The organism is Palleniella intestinalis (assembly GCF_013166595.1).
In the GTDB taxonomy this organism is placed as follows: Bacteria; Bacteroidota; Bacteroidia; order Bacteroidales; family Bacteroidaceae; genus Prevotella; species Prevotella intestinalis.
Genome location: NZ_JABKKG010000001.1, coordinates 482,817 through 508,350, shown reverse-complemented (window position 1 = coordinate 508,350; position 25,534 = coordinate 482,817). Strand labels below are relative to the sequence as shown.

Annotated in this window: 18 protein-coding genes and 2 tRNA genes; 19 read left to right on the top strand and 1 reads right to left on the bottom strand. The window is 48.5% G+C overall.

Going from position 1 to position 25,534, the window contains the following annotated elements; translation table 11 throughout:
• Window positions 1-85 precede the first annotated feature (85 nt).
• The 19 genes from HPS57_RS02150 (at window position 86) to HPS57_RS02060 (ending at window position 22,417) form a co-directional block, all read left to right on the top strand.
• Complete coding sequence (locus tag HPS57_RS02150; RefSeq protein WP_172179723.1) at window positions 86-2,599, top strand: FtsK/SpoIIIE family DNA translocase; 2,514 nt, start codon at window positions 86-88, stop codon at window positions 2,597-2,599.
• A 60-nt stretch (window positions 2,600-2,659) separates the two neighbouring features.
• Window positions 2,660-3,262, top strand: a complete 603-nt coding sequence (lolA1, locus tag HPS57_RS02145; protein ID WP_172179721.1) for an outer membrane lipoprotein periplasmic chaperone LolA1 — start codon at window positions 2,660-2,662, stop codon at window positions 3,260-3,262.
• Window positions 3,259-5,895 carry an endonuclease MutS2 gene (locus HPS57_RS02140; protein ID WP_172179719.1) on the top strand — a complete coding sequence of 879 codons (2,637 nt, stop codon included), beginning with the start codon at window positions 3,259-3,261 and terminating at the stop codon, window positions 5,893-5,895. The genes lolA1 and HPS57_RS02140 overlap by 4 nt, the downstream gene beginning before the upstream one ends.
• Before the next feature lie 437 nt (window positions 5,896-6,332).
• Complete coding sequence (locus HPS57_RS02135) at window positions 6,333-7,031, top strand: OmpA family protein (protein WP_172179717.1); 699 nt, start codon at window positions 6,333-6,335, stop codon at window positions 7,029-7,031.
• Window positions 7,032-7,059: 28 nt separating this feature from the next.
• A complete protein-coding gene (gene mtgA, locus HPS57_RS02130; protein WP_253946431.1) occupies window positions 7,060-7,803 on the top strand; it encodes a monofunctional biosynthetic peptidoglycan transglycosylase in 744 nt (247 codons plus the stop codon).
• 85 nt (window positions 7,804-7,888) lie between these two features.
• Complete coding sequence (locus HPS57_RS02125) at window positions 7,889-10,462, top strand: ATP-dependent helicase (RefSeq protein WP_172179713.1); 2,574 nt, start codon at window positions 7,889-7,891, stop codon at window positions 10,460-10,462.
• 127 nt (window positions 10,463-10,589) lie between these two features.
• Window positions 10,590-10,662: transfer RNA gene (locus HPS57_RS02120), tRNA-Lys, on the top strand.
• A 269-nt stretch (window positions 10,663-10,931) separates the two neighbouring features.
• Window positions 10,932-11,004: transfer RNA gene (locus HPS57_RS02115), tRNA-Lys, on the top strand.
• Between the two features lie 245 nt (window positions 11,005-11,249).
• Window positions 11,250-11,600: an NADH-quinone oxidoreductase subunit A gene (locus HPS57_RS02110; protein WP_135939406.1), complete on the top strand. Its 351-nt coding sequence runs from the start codon at window positions 11,250-11,252 to the stop codon at window positions 11,598-11,600.
• Entirely contained in the window at window positions 11,591-12,247 is a 657-nt protein-coding gene (locus tag HPS57_RS02105) for an NADH-quinone oxidoreductase subunit B (RefSeq protein ID WP_172179711.1), read from the top strand. Before HPS57_RS02110 ends, HPS57_RS02105 begins: the two co-directional genes overlap by 10 nt.
• 12 nt (window positions 12,248-12,259) lie before the next feature.
• Window positions 12,260-13,828: an NADH-quinone oxidoreductase subunit D gene (locus HPS57_RS02100; RefSeq protein ID WP_172179709.1), complete on the top strand. Its 1,569-nt coding sequence runs from the start codon at window positions 12,260-12,262 to the stop codon at window positions 13,826-13,828.
• A gap of 11 nt (window positions 13,829-13,839) precedes the next feature.
• The gene (nuoH, locus tag HPS57_RS02095) at window positions 13,840-14,922 is read left to right on the top strand and encodes an NADH-quinone oxidoreductase subunit NuoH (RefSeq protein WP_172179707.1); all 1,083 of its coding nucleotides are present in this window, start codon (window positions 13,840-13,842) and stop codon (window positions 14,920-14,922) included.
• Window positions 14,923-14,937: 15 nt separating this feature from the next.
• Window positions 14,938-15,465, top strand: coding sequence for a NuoI/complex I 23 kDa subunit family protein (locus HPS57_RS02090; protein WP_172179705.1), 528 nt, complete (start codon window positions 14,938-14,940; stop codon window positions 15,463-15,465).
• Between the two features lie 2 nt (window positions 15,466-15,467).
• Window positions 15,468-15,980 carry an NADH-quinone oxidoreductase subunit J family protein gene (locus tag HPS57_RS02085; RefSeq protein ID WP_172179703.1) on the top strand — a complete coding sequence of 171 codons (513 nt, stop codon included), beginning with the start codon at window positions 15,468-15,470 and terminating at the stop codon, window positions 15,978-15,980.
• Window positions 15,981-15,983: 3 nt separating this feature from the next.
• Window positions 15,984-16,292, top strand: coding sequence for an NADH-quinone oxidoreductase subunit NuoK (gene nuoK, locus HPS57_RS02080; RefSeq protein WP_135939400.1), 309 nt, complete (start codon window positions 15,984-15,986; stop codon window positions 16,290-16,292).
• 19 nt (window positions 16,293-16,311) lie between these two features.
• Window positions 16,312-18,279, top strand: coding sequence for an NADH-quinone oxidoreductase subunit L (gene nuoL, locus HPS57_RS02075; RefSeq protein WP_172179701.1), 1,968 nt, complete (start codon window positions 16,312-16,314; stop codon window positions 18,277-18,279).
• 18 nt (window positions 18,280-18,297) lie between these two features.
• Complete coding sequence (locus HPS57_RS02070) at window positions 18,298-19,794, top strand: complex I subunit 4 family protein (RefSeq protein ID WP_135939398.1); 1,497 nt, start codon at window positions 18,298-18,300, stop codon at window positions 19,792-19,794.
• A gap of 14 nt (window positions 19,795-19,808) precedes the next feature.
• Window positions 19,809-21,257: an NADH-quinone oxidoreductase subunit N gene (locus tag HPS57_RS02065; protein WP_172179699.1), complete on the top strand. Its 1,449-nt coding sequence runs from the start codon at window positions 19,809-19,811 to the stop codon at window positions 21,255-21,257.
• A 674-nt stretch (window positions 21,258-21,931) separates the two neighbouring features.
• Window positions 21,932-22,417, top strand: a complete 486-nt coding sequence (locus HPS57_RS02060) for a hypothetical protein (protein WP_172179697.1) — start codon at window positions 21,932-21,934, stop codon at window positions 22,415-22,417.
• Between the two features lie 234 nt (window positions 22,418-22,651).
• Here the strand turns inward: HPS57_RS02060 and HPS57_RS02055 are convergent, their stop codons facing one another.
• Window positions 22,652-25,519, bottom strand: coding sequence for a glycoside hydrolase family 95 protein (locus HPS57_RS02055; protein WP_172179695.1), 2,868 nt, complete (start codon window positions 25,517-25,519; stop codon window positions 22,652-22,654).
• Between the last annotated feature and the right edge of the window lie 15 nt (window positions 25,520-25,534).

The window sequence follows — 25,534 nt, the reverse complement described above, 5'->3', positions numbered from 1 at the left end:
AAATTAACAAAAAAAATCAAGGAATATAGTAGGATTATGATTTTTTTCAATTACTTTTGCATTTACGAAAAATAATCACATAAGTATGTCCACTGTAAAAAACAACAATAAAAAAGCGGCAAAATCAGGTAAAAAGGTAAAGAAAACATACGCTGACGTTATGGGAATAGGCAGCGTTGTCCATAACGAAAAGGTGGATTTTGTCGTAGGTCTCGTGTTATTAGGCCTTGCCATTCTCATGATGATATCCATGGTAAGCTATTTCTTTACAGGGGCTTATGACCAAAGCCTTGTCATACAACTCCGCCCCGGGGAACTTATCAGCTCGTACGATTCGTTCCAGAATGTCTGCGGCTCGTTTGGCGCGCTCGTGAGTTACTTCCTTGTTGCGCGCTGGTTCGGCATTGCAGCATTCTTCATCCCTGTGTTCATCATGTTCTGCGGCCTGCAGCTTATGGGCGCATATAAGGTGAACCTGTGGAAATGGTTTTTCTCAACTGCGCTCACCATGGTGTGGATGTCCGTCACGTTCGCGAAGTTCCTCACACCGATAATGACCGACCAAGTGTTCTATCCCGGCGGCGATCATGGCGAAAACTGCCGCCAGTTCCTTGAAGGGGTGATAGGTTCTCCGGGACTTATCGTCGTGCTTGGCATTGTGGCGGTGGCGTTCCTGACATTCCTCACTTCCGAGACAATTGCCTTCATACGCCATCTCCTGAATCCTATCGGCTACATTACAAGCAAGGTGAAATTCTCTGCTGAGATTGGCGGAGGCGAGACGGAGGAGACATGGAGGAATGAAAGCACAACTTATGAGAACCCTGCCGCACAGACTGTATCGTTCAATGAAGGGGTGGCGACATTCGACCAGCCAGACAACACTGAGGATACAGCCAATCGCACAATGGTGGACGAGGAGACCGGTGAGATTGTCCTGACTGATTCCGAACCGGAATCATCGGGCAACATTTCCGGAAAACCGGAACCTGAAACGGGCAAAGATGTGGAACTCGTGGTGGAAACAGGAGCAAGGGAGGAAAAAGCGCGCGGCAAGAGTCTTACGCACTATGACCTTTCCACTCCGATAAATCCGCGTGAGCCGTTCACGGCGTACAAGTTCCCGACGCTGAACCTGCTGAAAAAGTACGACAACGACAGCAAACCGTATATTGACAAAGAGGAACTCATTGCCAACAAGAAGCGCATCGTGGAGGTGCTCAACTCGTTCGGTGTGCAGATTCGTGAGATAAAGGCGACTGTCGGCCCTACAATCACGCTTTACGAGATTACTCCGGCGGAGGGTGTCCGCATCTCAAAGATACGCAATCTTGAGGACGATATCGCGCTGTCCCTTGCCGCACTCGGCATTCGTATCATCGCTCCTATTCCGGGCAAAGGCACAATCGGTATCGAGGTGCCTAATGCCAAACCGGCGATTGTGTCCATGGAGTCAATCCTTAACTCCAAGAAATTCCAGGAATCGACCATGGAACTGCCGATTGCTCTCGGTAAGACAATCACCAATGAGGTGTTCATGGTTGACCTTGCCAAACAGCCTCACTTGCTTGTTGCCGGTGCGACAGGTCAGGGAAAGTCTGTCGGCTTGAACGCGATAATCACCTCACTGCTTTACAAAAAGCATCCTAACGAGCTGAAAATCGTGCTTGTCGACCCGAAGAAGGTGGAGTTCTCTGTCTACGGTCCTATTGCCGAGCATTTCATGGCGTCGGTGGATGAGGATGAAGACCCGATTATCACCGATGTGACAAAGGTTGTCCGCACACTGAAATCGCTCTGTACGCTTATGGACAAGCGCTATGACTTGCTGAAAGTTGCTGGTGCGCGCAACATCAAGGAGTACAACCAGAAGTTCCTCTCTCACAAGCTCAATCCGGAGAAGGGACACGAGTACATGCCGTACATTGTGGTAATCATCGATGAGTTCGGTGACCTTATCATGACGGCAGGCAAGGAGGTGGAGCTCCCGATAGCGCGTATCGCACAGCTTGCGCGTGCAGTCGGCATCCACATGATTATCGCAACACAGCGTCCGACGACATCAATCATCACGGGTAACATCAAGGCGAACTTCCCGGGACGCATCGCTTTCCGTGTCGGGGCGATAGTCGACTCGCGCACAATCCTTGACCGTCCGGGCGCCAACCAGCTTGTGGGACGTGGCGATATGCTCTTCCTCAACGGTCAGGAGCCGACCCGTGTGCAGTGTGCCTTTGTCGACACACCGGAGGTTGAGGACATTGCCAACTACATAGCATCACAGCCCGGCCCTCTGCACCCTATGGAATTGCCTGAGCCGGCTACAGATGAGGCAGGGGCAGGAGGTGTCGGTGACAGCAGTCTTGCCGACCTTGACCCGCTGTTTGAAGAGGTGGCGCGCTTCATCGTGATGAGCAATCAAGGTTCGACTTCTGCCATCCAGCGCAAGTTCTCCATCGGCTACAACCGTGCAGGCCGACTGATGGACCAGATTGAGCGCCTTGGCATCGTCGGTGCGGCACAAGGCTCAAAGCCGCGTGAAGTGCTTGTGACGGACGAGAATTCTCTGGACACGCTTATCGCGCAACTGCGCCAATGATGCACAAAATGATTGAAAATCCTAAAGACCATTCATAATAACAATAAGGAGATAAAACAAATGAAGAAGATATTACTTTTATTCAGTCTTGTTTTCGTTGCGTTGCATGCTTTTGCCGGCAATGCCGAGGATGCAAGGAAGACACTCGACAAGGTGGCTGCCGTTGTGGGTAACAAGAGCGGAGCAAGTGCTTCCTTCACCATTTCCGGAGGGAAAATCGGCAGACAGACCGGATCAATCGCCATAAAAGGCTCGAAATTCCGTGCGCACACACCGAATGCGACAATGTGGTACAATGGCAAGACGCAGTGGACATACATGGCTTCGACAAACGAAGTGAACGTTGCCAACCCGTCTGTCGGCAAGCAGCAGATGATGAACCCTTATTCCTTCATCTCCCTTTACAAGAAAGGCTACAAACTTTCACAGAAGATTCAGGGCAAGACGCGCCTCGTCCACATGGTTGCGACAGGAAAACAGGCAATATCTGAGATGTATATAACAGTGAACAGCAAGTATGTTCCGACCCAGGTGCGCATGCTTCAGAAGGGACAGTGGATAACGATACAAATCTCGAATTTCAGCAAGAAGGCCATTTCCGACAAGGAGTTCAGTTTTAATTCAAAGGACTATCCTAAAGCAGAAATCATAGATTTGAGATGATATATCCTGAAAATTTTGAACATAAGATTGGGTTTGACGAGATTCGTGAGATGCTCGTCAAACGTTGCATGTGCGGTCTCGGACGCAAGATGGTCGATGACATGCTGTTCTCAACCGATGCTTCGGAGATTCACTCATGGCTCCGGCAGGTCAGGGAGTTCCGCCGTCTGAAGGAGGAGACTGACGATTTCCCTCTTGACTATTTCTTCGACATGCGCGAGGAGATAGCGCGCCTGCGTCTTGAAGGCACGCATCTCGAAGAGGAGGAACTCTGGAACTTGCAGCGTTCCCTCGGCACTATACATAAGATAATAATCTTCCTTTCACGTGATGCCGACGAGACAGTGGACGGTGAGTATATCTACCGCTATCCTGCCTTGCAGAAACTCACGGAGGGAGTGTGCATATTCCCGAACATAATCGGCAGGATAGAGAAGATACTTGACAGCACGGGACATCTGCGTGACAATGCCACACGTGAATTGGGGCGCATCCGCTATGAGCTGAGAAGCATGGAAGGCTCGATCTCCAGGACACTCAACGGAATCCTGAACAATGCCAAGCGTGAAGGACTCATAGAGCGTGATGTCACTCCTGCACTGCGTGACGGCAGACTTGTCATTCCTGTCGTGCCTGCCATGAAGCGCAAAATCTCGGGCATTGTGCACGATGAGTCGGCTTCCGGCAGGACAGTGTTCATCGAACCGACAGAGGTTGTTGAGGCAAACAACAAAATCCGTGAGCTTGAGGCGGAGGAACGCCGCGAGATAGTCCGCATCCTGAAGGATGTGGCTTCCCTGATACGCCCTCACATCCGTATGATAGGAGAGTCCTATCGTCTGCTTGCACACATTGATTTCATACGCGCCAAGGCTTTGCTTGCAGAGACTCTGAAGGCTTTCGAGCCGGAGGTGGAGCAGTCTCCTGTGGTCGATTGGATTCAGGCGCGCCACCCTCTGCTGCAGCTTTCCATAGAGAAGCATGAGCGGGAACGCGTTCCGGAGGACACTTCTCCTGCGAAACGCATTGTGCCGCTTGACATAACGCTGACGGAAGAGAAGCGGATGCTCATCATTTCCGGCCCGAATGCCGGAGGAAAGTCTGTCTGCCTGAAGACAGCGGGGCTGCTGCAGTACATGCTGCAATGCGGTCTTTCAATCCCTGTCGGCGATCGGTCACGCACGGGAGTGTTCAAGAACATAATGATGGACATTGGCGATGAGCAGAGCATTTCCGACGATTTGTCGACATACTCCAGCCACCTGATGAACATGAAGCAGATGCTGCGCAGTGCTGACTCCGCCACAATGATACTCATCGATGAGTTCGGAACAGGCACAGAACCGCAGATTGGCGGAGCAATAGCCGAGAGTGTGCTTGACCAGCTGTGCAGGAACAAGGTTTGGGGAATAGTCACAACGCACTATCAGAACCTGAAAGAGTTTGCCAACAGCCACGACGGAGTCGCCAACGGTGCAATGCTTTACGACCGCCACGAGATGCGCGCCATGTTCCAACTTGCCATCGGACGCCCCGGTTCGTCGTTCGCCATAGAGATAGCAAGGAAAATCGGTCTTCCGGAGTCTGTCATTAAGGCAGCCACGGAGATAGTCGGTCAGGATTACATACAGAGTGACAAGTACTTGCAGGACATTGTCCGTGACAAGCGTTACTGGGAGGGAAAGCGACAGACCATCCACCAGCACGAGAAGGATATGGAGAAAACCGTCCTTCAGTATCGTGAGGAGATAGAGCGGCTTAACAAGGAACGCCGTGAGATTATCGCTAAGGCGAAGGCTGAGGCAAAGGAAATCATCAACGAGAGCAACCGCCGTATAGAACTTGCCATCAAGGAAATACGCGAATCACAGGCGGAGAAGGAGGAGACAAAGCGCATCCGCGAGGAACTGCGTGAGTTTGAGCATGAAGTCGATGAGATTGACCTGAAGGCGAAGGACGATGCCATACAGAAGAAGATAGAGCAGATCCAGCAGCGCCAGCGACGTCGCGAGGAGCGAAAGCGCAACAAGGTGGAGGGTGCGCTCAGTGCTGCGGAGAAAAAGGCAGCAGAGGTTCTGCGTGAGGCGGCACAGCGTGTCGATGAGTCAAAGCCTGTCGCTGTCGGCGACAGTGTCCGCATCCGTGGCACAAAGACCATTGGCACAGTGGAGTCCATGCAGGGCAAGATAGCCACCGTGGCATTCCCGGGCGGCATGCGCTCAAAGGTGAAAGCCGACCGTCTGGAACATGCGCGACAGGAGGCTGCGTCACAGACAGCCACGGATGCCAATGCTCTGCGTGGCGGTCTTTCTGCCACTGCGGCTGCTCTTGCGGCAGAGACGGCGAAGGTTTCCCACATGACTCGTTCGACAATGGATGACCGCACGCGGAATTTCAACCACGAACTGGATGTGCGCGGGATGCGTGGCGATGAGGCTCTCACGGCAGTGCAGTATTTCATTGACGATGCCATCCTTGTCGGAGTGCAGCAAGTGCGCATCCTGCATGGCAAAGGCAACGGCATCCTTCGTCAGCTCATCCGCCAGTATCTTGGCTCTGTGCCGAATGTTATCCTCTACCGTGACGAGGACATCCGTTTCGGTGGAACAGGCATAACGATAGCGGAGTTCTGACGGAAGACATCTCTGTAAGCAAAACGGTGCAATATGCAGCAAAATGTCAGGCATTCGCTTGCTTTTAGCAAACTAAAAACTTAATAAACGTTAAAGAACGGTTGGCCCGGCGAAAGGTTACCCTCTGGTCTGCGAAAGGTAACATTTCATCAGGTCAACCGTAATCTTTTATAATGTGAAAGGTTACCTGTCATTATGTCACTCGCTATACTTGTATTTCTGCATGGCTGTACACTCATCAAATGTTTGCCATTTTTCGGATTCTTGGGCAAAAGGATAGCCTTGCGGGAGAAAACTCGAATTATTATTCACGTAATAGCCGCGTTAATGCCGCTCAGCGTTAATTAACGCAAAAATGCTTGCATATCTCAATATTTTTCACGAAATTTGCACCCAATAATTTTATAGATTGATTCATTAAACAAAAAACAAAGGCTATGAAAGGTATTAAGACAATATGTGTTGCTCTTGCAGCACTTGTGTTAGCAGGTTGTGGTTCAAGTCAGCAGACAGGTATGCTTGCCGGCGGTGGCGGCGGTGCAGCTCTCGGCGCAATCATCGGCGGTCTTGCCGGCAAGAGTGGTAAGAGCGCACTCATAGGTTCAGCCATTGGCGGTGCTGTCGGCACAGGTGCCGGCTATCTCATCGGCAAGAAAATGGATAAGGCAAAGGCTGCTGCCGCACAGGTTGAGAATGCTACTGTCGAGAGCGTGACTGATGCAAACGGTCTGCAGGCAGTGAAGGTCTCCTTTGACAATGGCATCCTTTTCAGTACAGGCAAGTCTGCGCTTCAGCCGGCTGCACAGAATGCGCTGAGCAAGTTCGCAAACAGCGTGCTGAACGTCTACACAGACTGTGACGTGGCAATCTACGGCTACGCTTCTTCCGATGGTTCCGATCAGCTTAACCTTGACCTCAGCAACAACCGTGCCTATGCAGTGTCCAACTATCTCATGAACACCTGCCGTGTCGCTCCTGCACAGATAAAGACCGTAAAGGGCTTTGGCGAGGACCCACAGTACCTTGTACGCAACAGCGATGGTTCCGAGAACGCTGCTGCAAGCCGTCGTGTGGAGGTTTACCTGTATGCTTCCCAGGCTATGGTTGATGCGGCTAATGCCGGCACACTCAAGTGATATAGCATAAATGAGTTTGCTTAACACTTTGACATTCGGACTATTGAAGAAGATTGTGGCCGCCGTGGTCGCAATCTTCTTTGCGTCAACAATCCTTGCGGTGCTACTGTTCAAGTACGTGCCTGTCTATATCACTCCGCTTATGCTCATAAGGACGATGGAGCAGATAAAGGACGGGCAGACCATTGCCATGCACCACCATTGGGTCAGCATGGACAAAATTTCCAAGCATCTGCCTGTCGCTGTCATGGCGAGTGAAGATCAGCGCTTCCTGCTACATCACGGTTTTGACTTCAATGCCATACAAAAGGCGGTCATGCACAACAGCAGAGGCGGTACGGTGCATGGTGCTTCAACAATATCACAGCAGACGGCAAAGAATGTTTTCCTGTGGCCGGGCAGGAGCTGGGTGCGAAAGGGACTGGAGAGCTACTTTACGTTCCTGATAGAGATGTTCTGGTCGAAGCAGCGCATCATGGAGGTTTACCTCAATTCCATAGAGATGGGACCGGGCATATATGGTGCTGACGCTGTGGCAAAATATCATTTTGGCGGCATTACAAGCCATGACCTGACACGCGCCGATTGCGCCCTTATTGCAGCAACGCTGCCTAACCCGAGGAAATATTCTTCACTTAACCCAAGTTACTATATGCGCCAGCGCCAGCAGCGCATACAGCGTGAGATGCGCTTCATCCCTTCTTTCCCGAAAGAGGGGGAGGCTATCAATACCTCCACGGTCGTCGGTGGTGTGTATAAGAATAAAAAATGAATATATCAAAAAGGCTGCTTTTTATTGTTTGGTGACATGAAGCAGCCTTTTCTCTCACTTGCATAATCGCCCCAATAGTATTTATATGAATCTTGAAGAACTGAACACCTCGCAGCGTGAGGCTGTGGAATATTGTGACGGTCCCTCATTGGTGATTGCCGGAGCAGGTTCCGGCAAAACCCGTGTGCTTACCTATAAGATTGCCCACCTCATTGAAAATAACTACAAACCATGGGAAATCCTCGCGTTGACATTCACCAACAAGGCTGCAAACGAAATGAAGCAGCGCATCGGACAGCTTGTGGGCAATGATGCGGCGCGGTATCTTCACATGGGCACGTTCCACTCTGTCTTTTCAAGAATATTGCGTGCCGAGGCAGAAAGCATCGGCTATGCTTCCTCTTTCACCATCTATGACGAGAGTGATTCCCGCTCTTTGCTCAACTCAATAGTGAAGGAGTTCGGGCTTGACGACAAGATTTACAAGCCAGCCACTGTACATAGCCGCATTTCAATGGCAAAGAACAACATTGAGCTGCCTGTGGATTATGCAGCCAACAGCAGCTATACCGTGCGTGACAATGATACAAGGATGTCGCGCATGCCACAGGTTTACGAGGAATACCAGAAGCGTTTGAAAACATCCAACGCAATGGATTTCGACGACCTGCTTCTCTACACGTACCTCCTTTTCAAGCAAAACGAGGGTGTGAGGAAGAAATATGGCGAAAGGTTCAAGTTTGTCCTTGTCGATGAGTATCAGGACACGAATGCTGTGCAGCAGAAGATTGTGCTGCAAATAGTGCGTGACCATAACCATATTTGTGTTGTCGGCGATGACGCACAGTCGATATACGGATTCCGTGGAGCGAACATTGATAATATTCTGGACTTCCGTCAGAAGTTCGGTGACGCAACGAATGGGGTGGGGAACCCTTCCGCATCCTCTCCGGAGAGTGGCGCGCGCCTGTTCAAACTTGAGCAGAACTACCGTTCAACGCAGAACATTGTCCAAGCAGCCAACAGTCTGATAGGGCACAACCGCCGGCAGATAAAGAAGAGTGTGTACTCCGATAACGAAGAGGGCGATAAACTGCAACTGAAGTATTGCTATTCCGACCGTGAGGAAGCCGTCATTGTCTCCAAGGACATCCGCCGCCTGATGCGCAGCGAAGGGGCACATTATGGTGATTTTGCGATACTGTACAGGACAAACGCACAGTCGCGCACATTCGAGGAACAGCTGCGAAAGGACAATATGCCTTACCGCATCTATGGTGGACTTTCTTTCTACCAGCGTAAGGAAATAAAGGATGTTGTGGCTTATTTCCGCCTTGCTGTCAATCTGCATGACGAGGAAGCGCTGCGCCGTATCATCAATTATCCTGCCCGTGGCATAGGTAAGACAACGATGGACAAGGTTTTCGCGCTTTCCCGGCAGTTTGCTGTCTCTCCATGGGAGGTGGTGAAAGCTCCTGCCATGTACAGTCTGGATGTCAACAAAGGGACAATGGCAAAGCTGATGGCTTTTGCTGAACAGATGAGCGGTTTCGCTTCCTCCACGGATACAGAGGACGCTTATGCTCTCGGACATCGCATAATAGTGGAGAGTGGAGTGTCGAAGGACATTTATTCTGGAGCAGACCCTGATGACATTTCAAGACAGGAGAATCTGCAGGAATTCATAGACTCGCTGCGTGAATTCGTTGACACCCGGCGTGAAGAGAGTGGGGAAGGATATGTGGGAATCGGGGAGTTTCTTCAGGAAATATCACTGATGTCCGACCTTGAGAGTGAGGATGATGACAAGAAATCTGCCGATTCCGCTGAAAAAGACGACAAGATCACGCTGATGACAATCCATTCGGCGAAAGGCTTGGAGTTCCCGACAGTCTTCGTCGTTGGCATGGAGGAGAACATATTCCCTTCTGCGAAATGCACAGAGTCACAGCGTGCCATAGAGGAGGAACGCCGCCTTTTCTATGTTGCCATCACTCGTGCGGAGAAGCATTGCATACTGACTTCCGCGCAGAACCGTTACCGTTATGGCAAACTGGAGTTCGGCACGCCGTCACGTTTCTTGAACGACATAGATTCCACGTTTGTTGAAATTCATAATTTCCAGTATGACGACAGTGGCTCGTCGTGGACTTCAAAAGGCAGGATGCCATGGGACAAGCCGAAAGGCTCTTTCGGTTCAGACCGTCCGGAGTGGATGTCCGGCGGGCGTGGCTATCAGAATTCGCGTCCTGTGGCTTCGCAGTTCAAGGCAGACCCGAAGCCGAGAGCCGTTTTCGGGAGAAAGGAAGAAGCTCCGCAGGAAACCTTCACACCAGAGTTTAAGCAGGAAATCCGGCGTGCTGCGACATTCTCAGGCCGTCGCATGACGAGGATTGGGAAAACGGACACTGCCTATGGCGGACAGAGCGCGGCAGGAAATGGCGGCTCGCCATTGTCAGCACAGAATGCCTCCACTGCTTCGCAACCAAATTCGAGCGGATTGGATGCCGGAGTGCGCATAGAGCATGAGCGTTTTGGCATCGGCACGGTACTGAAAGTGGAAGGAAGGGGCGAAAATACAAAGGCTACGGTGGAGTTCCGGAACTGTGGCACAAAACAGCTCCTTTTGAAGTTTGCAAAGTTTAGGAGGTTAACATAAATCAAAAACAAGGCTGCTTTTTCGCCGAATCGAAAAAAAAACATTGAATTGTTTGGTGGTTTCGGAAAAAGTCCGTACCTTTGCACCCGCTTTTGAGAAATACATTATTTCACAACATAAAGCATCTGCACTCTTAGCTCAGTTGGTAGAGCAACTGACTCTTAATCAGTGGGTCTAGGGTTCGAGCCCCTAAGAGTGTACGAAAGGACAGTTACAGTTTTGTAGCTGTCTTTTTTTGTTTTGATGTTTGTATGGTGATGGAGTTCGGTTTGGCGGCTGTTTCGGGGTGTGGCGCAGGATGTCGTTATTATATTATTAAAAGAAGTGTCGGCTTGCTTCGAAGCTGTAATTTGAGTGGTGGGGAAATAAAAAACAGAAAAAGTTGCGAAAATATTTGGTGGTTTCAGAAAAAGTCCGTACCTTTGCACTCGCTTTTGAGAAATACATCATTTCGCAATACAAAGCACCTGCACTCTTAGCTCAGTTGGTAGAGCAACTGACTCTTAATCAGTGGGTCTAGGGTTCGAGCCCCTAAGAGTGTACAAAGAGACAATCGCAAGTTTTGTGGTTGTCTCTTTTTTTTTTGTCCGTGTGAAATTTCCGGTTATGGCGTGGTCTGCGCCCTTTTCTGCGGATAATTGTGTGGAATAGAGAGTATTTTGTCAATTTTTGCCGTGTATTGGAATAAAAAGATAAATATTATTTAATATTTAGCATTTTTTTTATTAACTTTGTACCCTGTTTGAAAGCTTTTGGGCTGACAATCTTAATAATTATTCAAATATATATGTATTTTACTTTGTTTATTACCGTTCTGGTAACGGCTGTTTTCTTGGTTGTGGCAGCTTATGTCATTGCCAAGTTGATTGGTCCGCGTACATACAACAAGGTCAAAGGTGAGCCATTCGAGTGTGGTATTCCTACTCATGGTTCTTCCTGGATACCTGTTGGTGTAGGCTACTATCTGTTTGCCATTCTGTTCCTCATGTTCGATGTGGAGACACTCTTCCTCTATCCATGGGCAGTTATGGTGAAAGACTTTGGTCCGCTTGCTATTGTCAGCATCGGATTCTTCCTGTTGGTACTTGTATTTGGCCTTGCTTATGCCTGGCGGAAAGGAGCATTGGAATGGAAGTAAAGAAGCCCGTTATCAAAAGTATTCCGTATTCGGAATTCAAGGACAATGAGTCTCTTGAGGATATTGTCAAGGAACTTCATGAGGGTGGTGTGAATGTGGTTGTCGGTTCTCTTGATGAGGCAATCAATTGGGGACGAAGCAACTCACTTTGGTCACTTACCTTTGCCACAAGCTGCTGCGGCATTGAGTTCATGGCTGTGGGATGTGCGCGTTACGACTTTGCGCGCTTCGGTTTCGAGGTGACACGTAACTCTCCGCGTCAGGCCGACCTCATCATGTGTGCCGGTACAATCACCCACAAGATGGCTCCTGTGATGAAGCGTCTGTATGACCAGATGGCTGAGCCTAAGTATGTTGTGGCTGTCGGTGGATGCGCCATTTCCGGCGGACCGTTCAAGTCAAGCTACCACGTGGTCAACGGCATCGAGGAGATTGTGCCTGTCGATGTGTTCGTGCCGGGCTGCCCTCCACGTCCGGAGGCTATCCTTTACGGCATGATGCAGCTGCAGCGTAAGGTCAAGGTTGAGAAATTCTTTGGCGGAACAAACCATAAGGAGAAGAAACCAATAGTAGTTACAGGCAATGTTGACGAGGCTAAGCTGAAAGAGGCTGAGGAAGCATTGGCTAAGGCTGAAAACAACCAATAATCGGAGGAAGTTATGAAATTAGAAAACAAACAGTTTGAATTGAAGGATTTCGCCTCAGAAATGGCGAAACTTAAGAATGACAAGCATTTTGATTTCCTCGTAACGATTGTCGGTGAGGACTTCGGTGAAGAAGGTCTTGGCTCTGTCTACATTCTTGAGAACACCGACACGCACGAGCGTATCAGTGTGAAGGCTGTCAACAGCGACCGTGACAATGCTTACATCCCTACGGTGAGCAACTTGTGGAAAGGCGCGGAGATTCTTGAGCGTGAGGTTTATGACTTCTATGGCATCAAGTTCCTTGGCAACAAGGACATGCGCCGTCTCTATCTGCGCTCCGATTTCCAAGGCTACCCATTCCGCAAGGATTACGACATGAGTCCTGAGAACAACCGTTACACGCTGGAGGATGATCCGGAACCGGACTACACCATAGAGTATAATCTTGACAAGAACGGAAATCTGACAGAGACACAGCACAAGCTGTTCACCGATGACGACTATGTCATCAACATCGGTCCTCAGCACCCTGCAACCCACGGTGTGCTCCGTCTGCAGACAATCCTGAACGGTGAGGAGATTCGCAAGATTTACCCTCATTGCGGATACATCCACCGCGGAATAGAGAAGATGTGCGAGAGCTACACTTACCCACAGACACTGGCTCTTACAGACCGTCTTGACTATCTCTCGGCGATGATGAACCGTCATGCTCTTTGCTCTGTTGTCGAAGAGGCAATGGGAGTGGAGCTGACTGACCGCATCAAGTACATCCGCACAATCATGGATGAGTTGCAGCGTCTTGACTCTCATCTCCTGTTCTACAGCTGTTGCGCACAGGACCTTGGCGGTCTTACACCTTTTATATATGGTATGCGCGACCGTGAGCAGGTGCTCAACTGTATGGAAGAGACAACCGGCGGCCGCCTTATCCAGAACTATTACCGTATCGGCGGATGTCAGGCTGACATTGATCCGAACTTCGTGAAGAATGTCAAGAACCTCTGCAACTACATCAAGCCGATGTTCAAGGAGTACGAGGATGTGTTCACTGGCAACATCATTCTCCGCAACCGTTTCAACGGGGTAGGCGTGTTGAACCGTGAGGATGCCATCTCTTACGGCTGTACAGGTGGTACGGGACGTGCGGCAGGCTGGGCTAACGATGTGCGCAAGAATCATCCTTATGACATGTACGGACAGGTGGATTTCGACCAAGTTGTTCTCTCAAAGGGCGACTGTATGGATCGCTACCTTGTGCGTATGGAAGAGATGAAGCAGAGTGTCCGCATCATCGAGCAGCTTATCGACAACATCCCTGCGGGAGATTTCTACATCAAGCAGAAGCCGATTATCAAGGTTCCTGAAGGCTCTTGGTATACTTCATGCGAAGGCTCACGTGGCGAGATTGGTGTTTACCTGCGTAGTGACGGCGGCAAGAATCCTCTGCGCCTGAAGTTCCGTCCTATGGGATTGCCACTCGTAAGCGCAATGGACGACATCTGCCGTGGCGAGAAGATTGGTGACCTCATCGCTATTGGCGCGACATTGGATTATGTGATACCGGATATTGACAGATAATAAAGAATAATATGTTTGACTTTAGTATAGTAACAACATGGTTTGACAGTCTGTTGCGTGACACATTGGGTCTCGGCGATTTCCTGTCAATACTTATTGAGTGCGTGCTCGTGGGAGTATTCATCCTTGCAGCATACGCCATTCTGGCGATTATACTCATTTTCATGGAGCGCAAGGTGTGTGCCTACTTCCAGTGCCGTCTCGGTCCTATGCGTGTCGGTCCTTGGGGTGTGTTCCAAGTTATTTGTGACGTGTTGAAGATGCTCACAAAGGAGATTTTCTTTGTGGAGAAGGCAGATAAGGTGCTTTACATCCTCGCTCCGTTCCTCACTCTTGTCGGCAGTGTCGGCGCTTTCGCCTTCATGCCATGGAACAAGGGTGCACACGTGCTGGATTTCAATGTGGGTGTCTTCCTTATGACAGCTATCTCAAGTTTGGGAATCATCGGCATCTTCCTTGCAGGATGGGGCTCAAACAACAAATATTCTGTTGTCTCCGCTCTCCGTGGTGCCGTGCAGATGATTTCTTATGAGATGTCACTCTGTCTCTGTCTGATTTCTGCCGTTGTGCTGACAGGCACGATGCAGTTCTCAGGCATCATTGAGGCACAGGCTGACGGATGGCTGATTTTCAAGGGACATATCCCTGCGATTATCGCTTTCCTGACATTCATCGTTGCAGGTAATGCAGAGGCTAACCGTGGTCCTTTCGACCTTCCTGAGGCAGAGAGTGAGCTGACTGCCGGCTATCACACAGAGTATTCCGGTATGGGCTTCGGTTTCTTCTATCTGGCAGAGTACCTGAACATGTTCATCTGTGCCGGTGTTGCTGCAACAGTGTTCCTCGGTGGCTGGATGCCTCTGCATGTAGCTGGATTGGACGGTTTCAATGCTGTGATGGATTACATTCCTGGTATTGTATGGTTCCTCGGCAAAGCATTCTTCATTATATGGATTCTGCTTTGGATTCGCTGGACATTCCCACGTCTGCGCATCGACCAGATTCTGAAACTCGAGTGGAAGTATCTCATGCCACTGTCACTCCTCAACCTTGTGCTGATGACATTGGTGGTAGCGTTCGGACTTCACTTCTAAATAAATAACAAAGATATGGAACAAGAAAAATCATATTTCGGCGGTATTGTTGACGGAGTGAAGTCTCTGTGCACAGGCTTTGGCGTGACATTGAAAGAATATTTCACACCGAAGGTCACAGAGCAGTATCCGGAGAACCGCAAGACAACCCTTCATGTTTCTGCACGTCACCGCGGACGCCTCATCATGCCGCTTGACGAGAATGGCAACAACAAATGTATCGCTTGCAAGTTGTGTGAGATGGCATGCCCGAATGGCACAATCAAGATCACTCAGAAGCAGATAGAGACTGAGGACGGCAAGAAAAAGCGTGTGCTTGAAGACTATCGTTACGACCTTGGAGAATGTATGTTCTGCGAGTTGTGTGTCAATGCATGTCCTCATGACGCTATCAAGTTTGTTAATGATTTCGAGAACTCCACATTCAGCCGTGACGCCCTTGTGCACCATTTGGATAAGGAGAAGTTTGAGGTTGCCCTGCCAAACATCACCGACGGTGGCAACCCGATAGAAATCGGAACATGGAACACTAAGAAAAAATAACAATGGCTAATTTAATAATGTTTGCAATACTCGCTGTTGTGATACTTGGCTCAGCCATTATATGTGTTACAACAAAGCGAATAATGAGAGCCGCAACATTCCTGTTGTTCGTGCTCTTTGGTGTGGCGGGACTTTACTTCCTGCTGGACTACACCTATCTTGGTGCCGCGCAGATTTCTGTCTATGCCGGTGGTGTCACGATGATTTACATCTTTGCCATACAGCTTGTCAGCAAGCGCACTCTTCAGGGGCTTGTCGAGCATGCTAAAGGCAGCCGTGTGATACTCGGTTCTCTTGTGACTCTCGCAGGTTTCGCCACAGTGGTAGGTGTGTTCTTAAAGAATCAGTTTGTTAACAATTTCGCACAGGTGGCCGACAAGGAAGTCGGCATGGATGTCATTGGCAAGGCACTTGTCAGTGCTGGCAAGTATGGTTATGTGCTCCCTTTCGAGTTCATTTCCGTATTCCTTTTGGCATGCATCATCGGTGGAATCTTAATCTCAAGAAAGGAATAAGCTATGGTACCGGTAGAATTCTTCTTTGTGCTTAGCGCACTATTGTTTTTCATTGGAGTGTTCGGCTTCATCAGCCGTCGCAACCTGATAGCCATGCTTATTTCGGTAGAGCTGATTCTCAATTCCGTTGACCTCAACTTTGCCGCTTTCAACCGCATCCTCTTCCCTGAACAGCTTGACGGATTCTTCTTCACCCTGTTCTCTATTGGTATGAGCGCCGCTGAAACTGCTGTGGCTGTGGCTATTATCATTAATGTTTACCGTAACTGCAACAGTGACCAGGTGGACAGTATAAAGGAATTAAAGAAATAAACAGGAAAGGAAAATCACAATGGAATATAGTTATGTATTTTTGATTCTTCTTCTGCCGCTGCTCTCATTCCTTGTACTGGGACTCGCCGGCATGAAGATGTCGCATAAGGCTGCCGGTCTTATCGGCACCTTATCGCTCGGTGCAGTGACTGTATTGTCCTATTATACGGCAATCACTTACTTCACTACTGAACGTCTTGCTGACGGCACACTGCCTACAATTGTGCCGTTCAACTTCACTTGGCTGCCACTTGGCTCGTTGAGTTTTGACCTTGGTTTCTTGCTTGACCCTATCTCAGCAATGATGCTCATCGTCATCTCTACCGTGAGCCTTATGGTGCACATCTATTCTTTCGGATACATGCACGGTGAGAAAGGTTTTGAGCGTTACTATGCTTTCCTCTCTCTCTTCACAATGTCCATGCTCGGACTTGTTGTCGCTACAAACATCTTCCAGATGTACATGTTCTGGGAGTTGGTGGGCGTCAGCTCTTATCTGCTCATCGGATTCTACTATCCTTTGCATGCGGCAGTTCACGCATCAAAGAAAGCGTTCATTGTCACACGTTTCGCTGATATGTTCTTCCTCATCGGTATTCTTATCTATGGCTACTATGTAGGTTCTTTCAGCTTCAATTTCACAGGTACAGAGATTCAGATGGCAGAGGGCGCAGCTCCATTCCTTCAGGGCGATGTTTCCCGTGCTGTTGCTGCCGGTGGTCTGATTATCCCGACAGCCCTCGTGCTGATGTTCATCGGTGGTGCCGGTAAGTCGGCAATGTTCCCATTGCACATTTGGCTTCCGGACGCTATGGAAGGCCCTACTCCTGTCAGTGCGCTTATCCACGCTGCTACGATGGTCGTTGCCGGTGTGTTCCAGATTGCACGTCTGTTCCCACTTTGGATTCAGTATGCTCCTGACCAGATGTCCATTGTTGTGTACGTTGGTGTGTTCACAGCATTCTATGCTGCTGCCATTGCCTGTGCCCAGAGCGACATCAAGCGTGTGCTTGCGTTCTCGACAATCTCTCAGATTGCATTCATGATGGTATCACTTGGCGTTTGTCTTCCAAGCCACGAGGAAGGAGTCATCCTTGACAACCACGCACAGCTTGGCTATATGGCGTCAATGTTCCACTTGTTTACACACGCTATGTTCAAGGCATGTCTGTTCCTTGGAGCAGGATGTATCATCCACGCTGTCCACTCTAACGAGATGTCAGCAATGGGTGGTCTGCGCAAGTATATGCCAATCACTCACATCACATTCCTTCTCTCTTGCCTTGCAATCGCAGGTATTCCTCCGTTCTCAGGATTCTTCTCCAAGGACGAGATTATCACTGCTTGCTTCCAGTACAGCCCGGTTGTAGGTTGGATAATGACAGGTGTTGCCGCAATGACAGCATTCTACATGTTCCGTCTCTATTACGGTATTTTCTGGGGAACAGAGAACAAGGAGCTCCATGCAGCGCACACTCCTCACGAGGCACCTCTGACAATGACATTCCCTCTGATATTCCTTACAGTCATCACACTGACTTGCGGATGGGCACTGAACTTCGGTTCATTTGTGAGCGCGTCAGGTAAGGTCTATGAAATTCATCTTGACACTCAGATTGCCATTACCTCAACAGTCATTGCACTTCTGAGTATCGGTCTTGCCACATATATATATAAAGGTGAGAAGCAGCCAATCGCAGAGAAGATGTATAAGATGTTCCCACGTCTGCATCGTGCGGCATACAAGCGTTTCTATATGGACGAGGTTTACATGTTCGTCACACACAAGATTCTCTTCCGCTTTGTCTCCAAACCGGTGGCATGGATTGATGAGAAAATCATCAACGGACTCATCGACTTCACAGCATGGGGCACTAACGAAAGCGGTGAGAGCATACGCTCATGGCAGAATGGTGACGTGCGCAGCTATGCGGTATGGTTCCTCACAGGTGCTGTTGCGTTGTCGTTAATATTGTTGGCAATCTAAAATTAAGGAATAAGAAAAATGAGTATATTAACATTATTCGTAGTAATCCCCGTCCTGATGTTGTTCGGCCTTTGGCTGGCACGCAACATCGAACAGGTGCGTGGCGTGATGGTGGCAGGCTCATCCTGTCTCCTCGCCCTGAGTGCGTGGCTGACTATTGACTTCATCTCCCAGCGTGCCGCCGGCAATGAGGCAGAGATGCTGTACACATTCAGCACAGTATGGTTCGCACCGCTCCATATCTCTTATGCGGTAGGTGTTGACGGTATCAGCGTTGTCATGCTTCTGCTGTCAAGTATCATTGTCTTTACCGGCACATTCGCTTCATGGAAGCTGCAGCCGCTGACAAAAGAGTTCTTCATGTGGTTTACACTCCTTTCAACAGGTGTGTACGGCTTCTTCATAAGCATTGACCTCTTCACAATGTTTATGTTCTATGAGGTAGCCCTCATCCCTATGTACCTCCTCATTGGTTTCTGGGGTTCAGGAAGGAAAGAGTATGCCGCAATGAAACTGACCTTGATGCTTATGGGTGGTTCTGCCCTTATCATCATCGGACTTGTAGGAATCTACTTCTTCAGCGGTGCACAGACAATGAATCTTCTCGAAATCGCTCATCAGACAGGTGGTGCACATGCTATCCCTGTTGCTGTTCAGAAGGTTCTGTTCCCATTCGTGTTCATCGGTTTCGGTGTGCTCGGCGCACTGTTCCCATTCCACACATGGTCACCAATCGGTCACGGCTGTGCCCCTACATCTGTGTCCATGCTTCACGCCGGAGTGCTTATGAAGCTCGGAGGTTACGGCTGTTTCCGCATTGCTATGTTCCTTCTTCCTGAAGCAGCACAGCAGTTGGCATGGGTGTTCCTTATACTTACAACAATCTCTGTTGTCTACGGAGCATTCTCTGCATGTGTCCAGACCGACTTGAAGTTTATCAACGCTTACTCTTCCGTCAGCCACTGTGGACTCGTGCTCTTCGCTCTCCTCATGATGACCAAGACAGCTTGTACAGGTGCTATCCTTCAGATGCTTTCCCACGGTTTGATGACAGCACTCTTCTTCGCCCTTATCGGTATGATTTACGGTCGTACACACACACGTGACATCCGTCAGTTGGGCGGTTTGATGAAGATTATGCCATTCCTCTCAGTAGGCTATGTGATAGCAGGTCTCGCAAACCTCGGTCTTCCGGGCTTCTCAGGTTTCATCGCCGAGATGACAATCTTCGTCGGTTCATTCGAGAACAACGATACATTCCATCGTTGCTGCACAATCATCGCTTGTACATCAATCGTTGTGACAGCCGTTTACATCCTTCGTACTGTTGGCTTCATCCTCTTCGAGAAGGTGAAAAAGCCTGAATACGAAAAACTTACTGATGCAACATGGGACGAGCGCTTCACAGTGTGCTGCCTCATTTTCTGCGTTGCAGCACTCGGTAGCTTCCCACTCTGGGCAAGCAATGTGATTGACGGTGGCGTTGCAGCTGTTTTAAGTAATATTATTGGCTAAAAAACTGAAAGTATATGAATTATTCACAATTTCTATATATGGTTCCGGAGGCAACACTCGTTGCTATTCTGATAATAGCCTTCATCGCTGATTTCGCTTCTTCCAAGACAGCAGAGCGCAAGTGGTTCAATCCGCTGATGTGCGTGATGCTTCTTGTGCAGACTGTCGTTACCTTCTTCTGTGGAGAGCCGGCAGAGGCGTTCGGTGGAATGTACGTTGCAACAACCGCAGCCAACGTCATGAAGGTGATTCTTGCTGCCGGCACACTGATTGTTGTCATTCAGAGCCGTAACTGGATGAGCCGTCCTGACACAGCGTTCAAGGAAGGTGAGTTCTATATGCTCATAATCTCTACACTCCTCGGTATGAACATGATGATGTCCGCAGGTCATTTCCTCATGTTCTTCCTCGGACTCGAAATGGCGTCCGTGCCTATGGCATGCCTTGTCGCTCTTGACAAGTACCGTCACCACAGTGCAGAGGCTGCAGCAAAGTTCATCCTTACTGCAACGTTCTCAAGTGGTGTGATGCTCTACGGCATCTCATTCCTCTACGGTTCTACAGGCGCACTCTATTTCGATGATTTCACAGCAGCCCTTAACAATGGCTTCTCAACTCTGACAATCATCGGACTTGTGTTCTTCGTTGCAGGCCTTGGCTTCAAGATTTCCCTTGTGCCATTTCATTTCTGGACAGCTGACACATATCAGGGTGCTCCGACAACCGTAACAGGTTATCTCAGTGTCATCTCTAAGGGAGCAGCAGCGTTCACTCTCTGCACACTTCTCATGAAGGTCTTCCAGCCAATGGCGGCAGAGTGGGAGATGCTCATGTACATCCTTATTGTTGCCAGCATCACTGTCGGCAACCTTATGGCTATCCGTCAGAGCGACCTCAAGCGATTCATGGCGTTCAGCTCTATCTCGCAGGCAGGATACATCATGCTTGCTGTTGTAGGTGTAGGCAATCCTGCTATCGCATCCTATGGTGTGACAGCACTCTCTTACTACGTGCTCATCTATGTTGTTGCCAACATGGCGGTGTTCACCGTAATCAGCGCAGTGGAAGAGAATAACAACGGCACAACAGCAATGTCATCATACGACGGACTCTACAAGACTAACCCTAAGCTCGCGTTCCTTATGACGCTCGCATTGTTCAGTCTTGCCGGTATCCCACCATTTGCCGGAATGTTCAGCAAGTTCTTCGTCTTCATGGCAGCATGCCAGCAAGGTTCTGTCGCAGCTTATGTTGTCGTGTTCATCGCATTGCTCAACACAGTAATCTCACTTTACTACTATCTTCTGATCGTGAAGGCAATGTACATCAACAACGATTCTGAGCCGCTCCCAACATTCCAGTCTGACTGCAACACACGCCTTGCCCTCGCTCTCTGCACATTGGGTGTTGCACTCTTCGGTGTTTGCAGCTGCTTCTATGAATGGATATTCGCTGCTGCGTAAGCTAAAGGCTTTATAGTGACGAGACATTCTCATTAGCTAAAAACTCTATATAACAAGTCCTGCATCATCTTTGTGGTGCAGGACTTGTTTTTTGTATTATAGAGTGATAAAGAATGAATATTTCGGAAATAGTACATTGATATAGCTGTTTCATTAATAATTGTGGCGGAGCCACATTCTTTATGGTAACTGCGGGCTTCAGCCCTGCAGATAGTGCGAATGCTCTCTATGTATGTGTGGCAGCGCCACACTCTTTTATGTTGTAAAATAGTCAATACGAACTGTATTGTAATGTAAATTTTTAATTTGAATTATTCCAATTGAAGCCCATAAAATTGGTTTTTCTGTATTTTCTTCAATGATTCCTTTGTTAATACAAAAAAAATCGCTAAATTTGTAAGTGGAATTGGACATTATATCCTTTTCCACTACATTTCGGTTAAAAAGAGGCGTTATGTCTTCTTCTTGTATGTGAAAAGCCTAGGAAACTTAATCACAATGTGCAAGACGATGGCTTAACTGTCTTCACGCATATGCGTGGGGCTGTTATTCCCATATCTGCACATTAAGGTTTTCCTAGCACCTTCACATAGAGACGTGGGCATACAGTTCCACGCCTTTTGAAGGAACAAACTTTAATGCCAAGTTGGGACTGGGAGGCAATGTATTGTATTATGAGAAAGATTTTTGTCTCATGTTTGCTACTTTGTAGCACTTTTTCTTTTGCACAAAAAGAGACAGTGACAATCAAAACCGGAACCACGATTGAGGTGGAAGCTGCACAAACTGTTCAGGCTAAGAACGTTGAGGTAGGTGATATGGTTCGTTTCCGTGTCACAAGTCCTGTTATGGTTAATGGAAAAACCGCTATACCGGCAGGTTCTATGGTTGAGGCACGTGTAACAGAAGCCAAGAAATCCTCACTTGCAGGCACGAAAGGACGATTGGAAATGAATTTCTCAAACTTAGTCTTGAGGGATGGAACAAAAGCTCCTTTGAGTGGAAGTTGCAGAGTTTATGGCAAGAATAGGACTCCTTTGTCTGTTATCACTGCTCTTTTTGTATGGCCATGCATCTTTATTCCTGGGACAAAGGCTGTTTTGCCAGAGGGACATCACGCAACAGCAACAATACTGTCTAATGTAGAAGTTTCTTTGTAGGACTTTACTATATCTGGAAAGTTTTTATAATCGATAGTTTTTCAGTGATATATTTAACGTAGCCAAGATTGTCTGACATGAAAAAACAAAAGGTTACGAATGACAAATTAAAACGTAACGGTTTGTGTCATGAAACGTGACACTTGACAGTGCAAAAGGTAACCTATTGTAATATCAAGAATCCCCGTGCCATGAGAGAATGACACGGGGATTACTGTTGATGCTTATTTCAAACTATAATTTCAGGGTGTATGTCTTGCCTTTTTCCATATCTATTGTTTGTTCTTCCATGCCTATTACTCGTATGCGGAGAGGTTGGGTCTTTGTGGCATGGATGGTCAATTCCGTGGGGTTGCCATTCAGCCATACAAGGTCAATCACTGCTCCCTCACGAGTGACGAAACCTTTGAACGAACCGTTTGCCCATCTTTGTGGAATCGCCGGCAACAGTGTGACAGCACCGTCGTGGCTCTGTATGAGCATTTCCAATATGCCTGCCGTAGCTCCATAGTTTCCGTCAATCTGGAAATTAGGGTGCTGGTCAAACAGGTTAGGCGATGTGCGTGTCTGGAAAAGCTGCTCCAACATCTTTGATGACTGCTCACCGTTAAGTGCCCTTGCATTAAGACTGATGCGCCACGCCACTCCCCAGCCATGTCCGGTGCCTGCACCGCGCGCATCAACAGATTTGCGGAAAGCCTTGAACAAAGCTTGTTCGGCAGGATTTGTGCTGAAAGCAGAGAGGTGAGTGCCTGGGTAAATCTCCCATAAGTGTGAGCAATGGCGGTGCATACTGTTGTTGCTCGCAAAATGCTCATTGATGCTTATGTCCTTACCGGTGTACTTGTTATGGATGAATTTGTACTTTCCCTCTTCTGGATTGTTCTTCTTTGAGAAGTCAAACCCTACATCTCCGCGCACCCATTCCTGTATCAATCCCTGTCCGTCAATGAGGTTAGGTGCCAAGCGTCCCTTTTCTTCGGCAAAATATGTTGTAGGCATCTGTTCCTCTATCTTTGCAAGAAGCTGTGCATCTTCATTTTCTTTTCCAAGGATTTTGGCAGCTTTCCGCACCATATCGTACAAGTTGCGTATCAGCTGTGTGTCCATAGCAGGACCGGGCTGCACACCTCCTTGTTCGGGAGAACATGATGCGGCAGTGATGAGATAGCCGGTCTGAGGGTCAACAATCAAGAAGTCAGTGAAGAAGCGTGCTGCTCCTGCCATGTAAGGATACAGTTCACGGAGATACTCCTTGTCATTGTTGTACAGATAATACTGCCAAGCATGGTCAAGCAGCCATGCACCACCGGTAGGCCATAGTCCTGCCGTAGCGTTGTCAATAGGCTGTGTGCCGCGCCAAAGGTCAAAGTTATGGTGCATCACCCACGGCGCTCCCGGCTTATAAGTTGCGCTGTTGCCTATGCCATATTGGTAGTCGGCTGTTATGCTTCCGCTCTTTGCAAGTTCATGGAAAGTGTCTGTCAGAGGGCGTTCACACTCGCCAATGTTCAGTGGTTGTGCAGCCCAATAGTTCATTTCTGTGTTGATATTGATAGTATATTTGCCATTCCATCCTGCCGACATTGCAGCATTCCATTTGCCTGTCAGGTTCAGTGGCTGGCTTTCCGCTATGTCAATGTCATCGGGCTGTGTGGCTTTTCTGCCCGGTCGTGAACCGGAAATGATTAGATATTTGCCGTAATTGAACTCAAGCACTGCAAGCTGGTTGTCTCCGTCAGTGTAAGTCGTGTTCACTTTTGGATTAGCATAAAGTTTTGAACCGCCACCAAACATGAATCCTGACATGCCCTCTGCATTCTTTCTTACACGTAGTTCTGTCGGCACACTGCTGTAGTCTGTTGCATCAACATTCGCTATTTCAAGGTTTGAGCGATTGAACATCTGAGTGAAATCAGCATTATGTCGTTGCATGATTTTGCCATAAGTCTTGGACTTTATGTTAGCAATATAGCGGTGACAGTCACGTGTCGGTTTCTCATTGTCAAGATTCAGGTAATCCACATAGTTGGTAGCGCCAACGACATAAATCTCAGTGTCTTTTGCACCTTTCACTTTTATGGACTTCTTGTCTGCTGAAACATGGAACTTTCCGTCTCCACGAAGCATCAGACGTGCCTCGAAACAGACAGCGTTGATGCACCCGATGCTGCCGTCTTTGTTGCCGTCAGTGATGTGGGCACGCAGACTTATCTCATTGTCACTTATCTTGTTATAAGTGAAATATTTTGTGTCTGTGGCATGATAGCTGTGCAGTGTGGCATGGAAATCCTGCTTTCTGTCAGTGGAGATACGTGTCACTATCGCCTGGTCAGGATAGCTTGCGAATGTCTCACGCTTATGGTGGGTTCCGTTAATGTCATATTCGACAGTGACGATGCCTGTTGTAAGGTCAAGACTTTTAGTGTAGTTTTTGGCGTTTGCGCTGTTATGCCCGAAATCAAGGTACAGCTCCACAAACGATTTGTATGCCCTTTGGCGTTTAGGATTGCCAAGGAATTTGGCCTCGACCATGCTCTCAAGGTCATATCGGTATTGCACAGCTTCTTTTGTATGAGCATTGTCAATCTTCAGGGCTTGCGCAGCTATGTCCTTATAGTATTTGCTATTGCCTTTCACACTTCCACTTGTAGGGTTAACGGTTGTGATGCGTTTTGCCTTGTAAACCTCATCCATTGAGGTCAATGTGTTACCGTTCTCGTCCTTCAGTGTGCCATAAGGCGAGCCGTCCCAACTTGTATCCTCGTTGATTTGTATGACCTCATTGTCAATTCCGCCTGCAACCATGGCAGCCATGCGTCCGTTTCCTACAGGATAGAAGTTAGTCCAGACAAATTCCGAGTATGCCCATTCAGTCAGGAAATCCCGTCCGTCATTGCCATAAGGCACTTGGATATTGGTCTTTTCTGTCTTTGAAGCGTTAGGGTTTACATCCTTTGCGGTCTTGTATTTCCCGGCTTGGGCAAGTATGCTTTCTATCGTTCTGTTTGTCCAGATTGTTGTAGTAGGGGAGAATTGCTGTGCCATGGTTTCGGCACAGAAGAAGAGTGAGAGGATAAGGAAGGATAAATTGTTTCGCATAAATTGTCTTTTTGA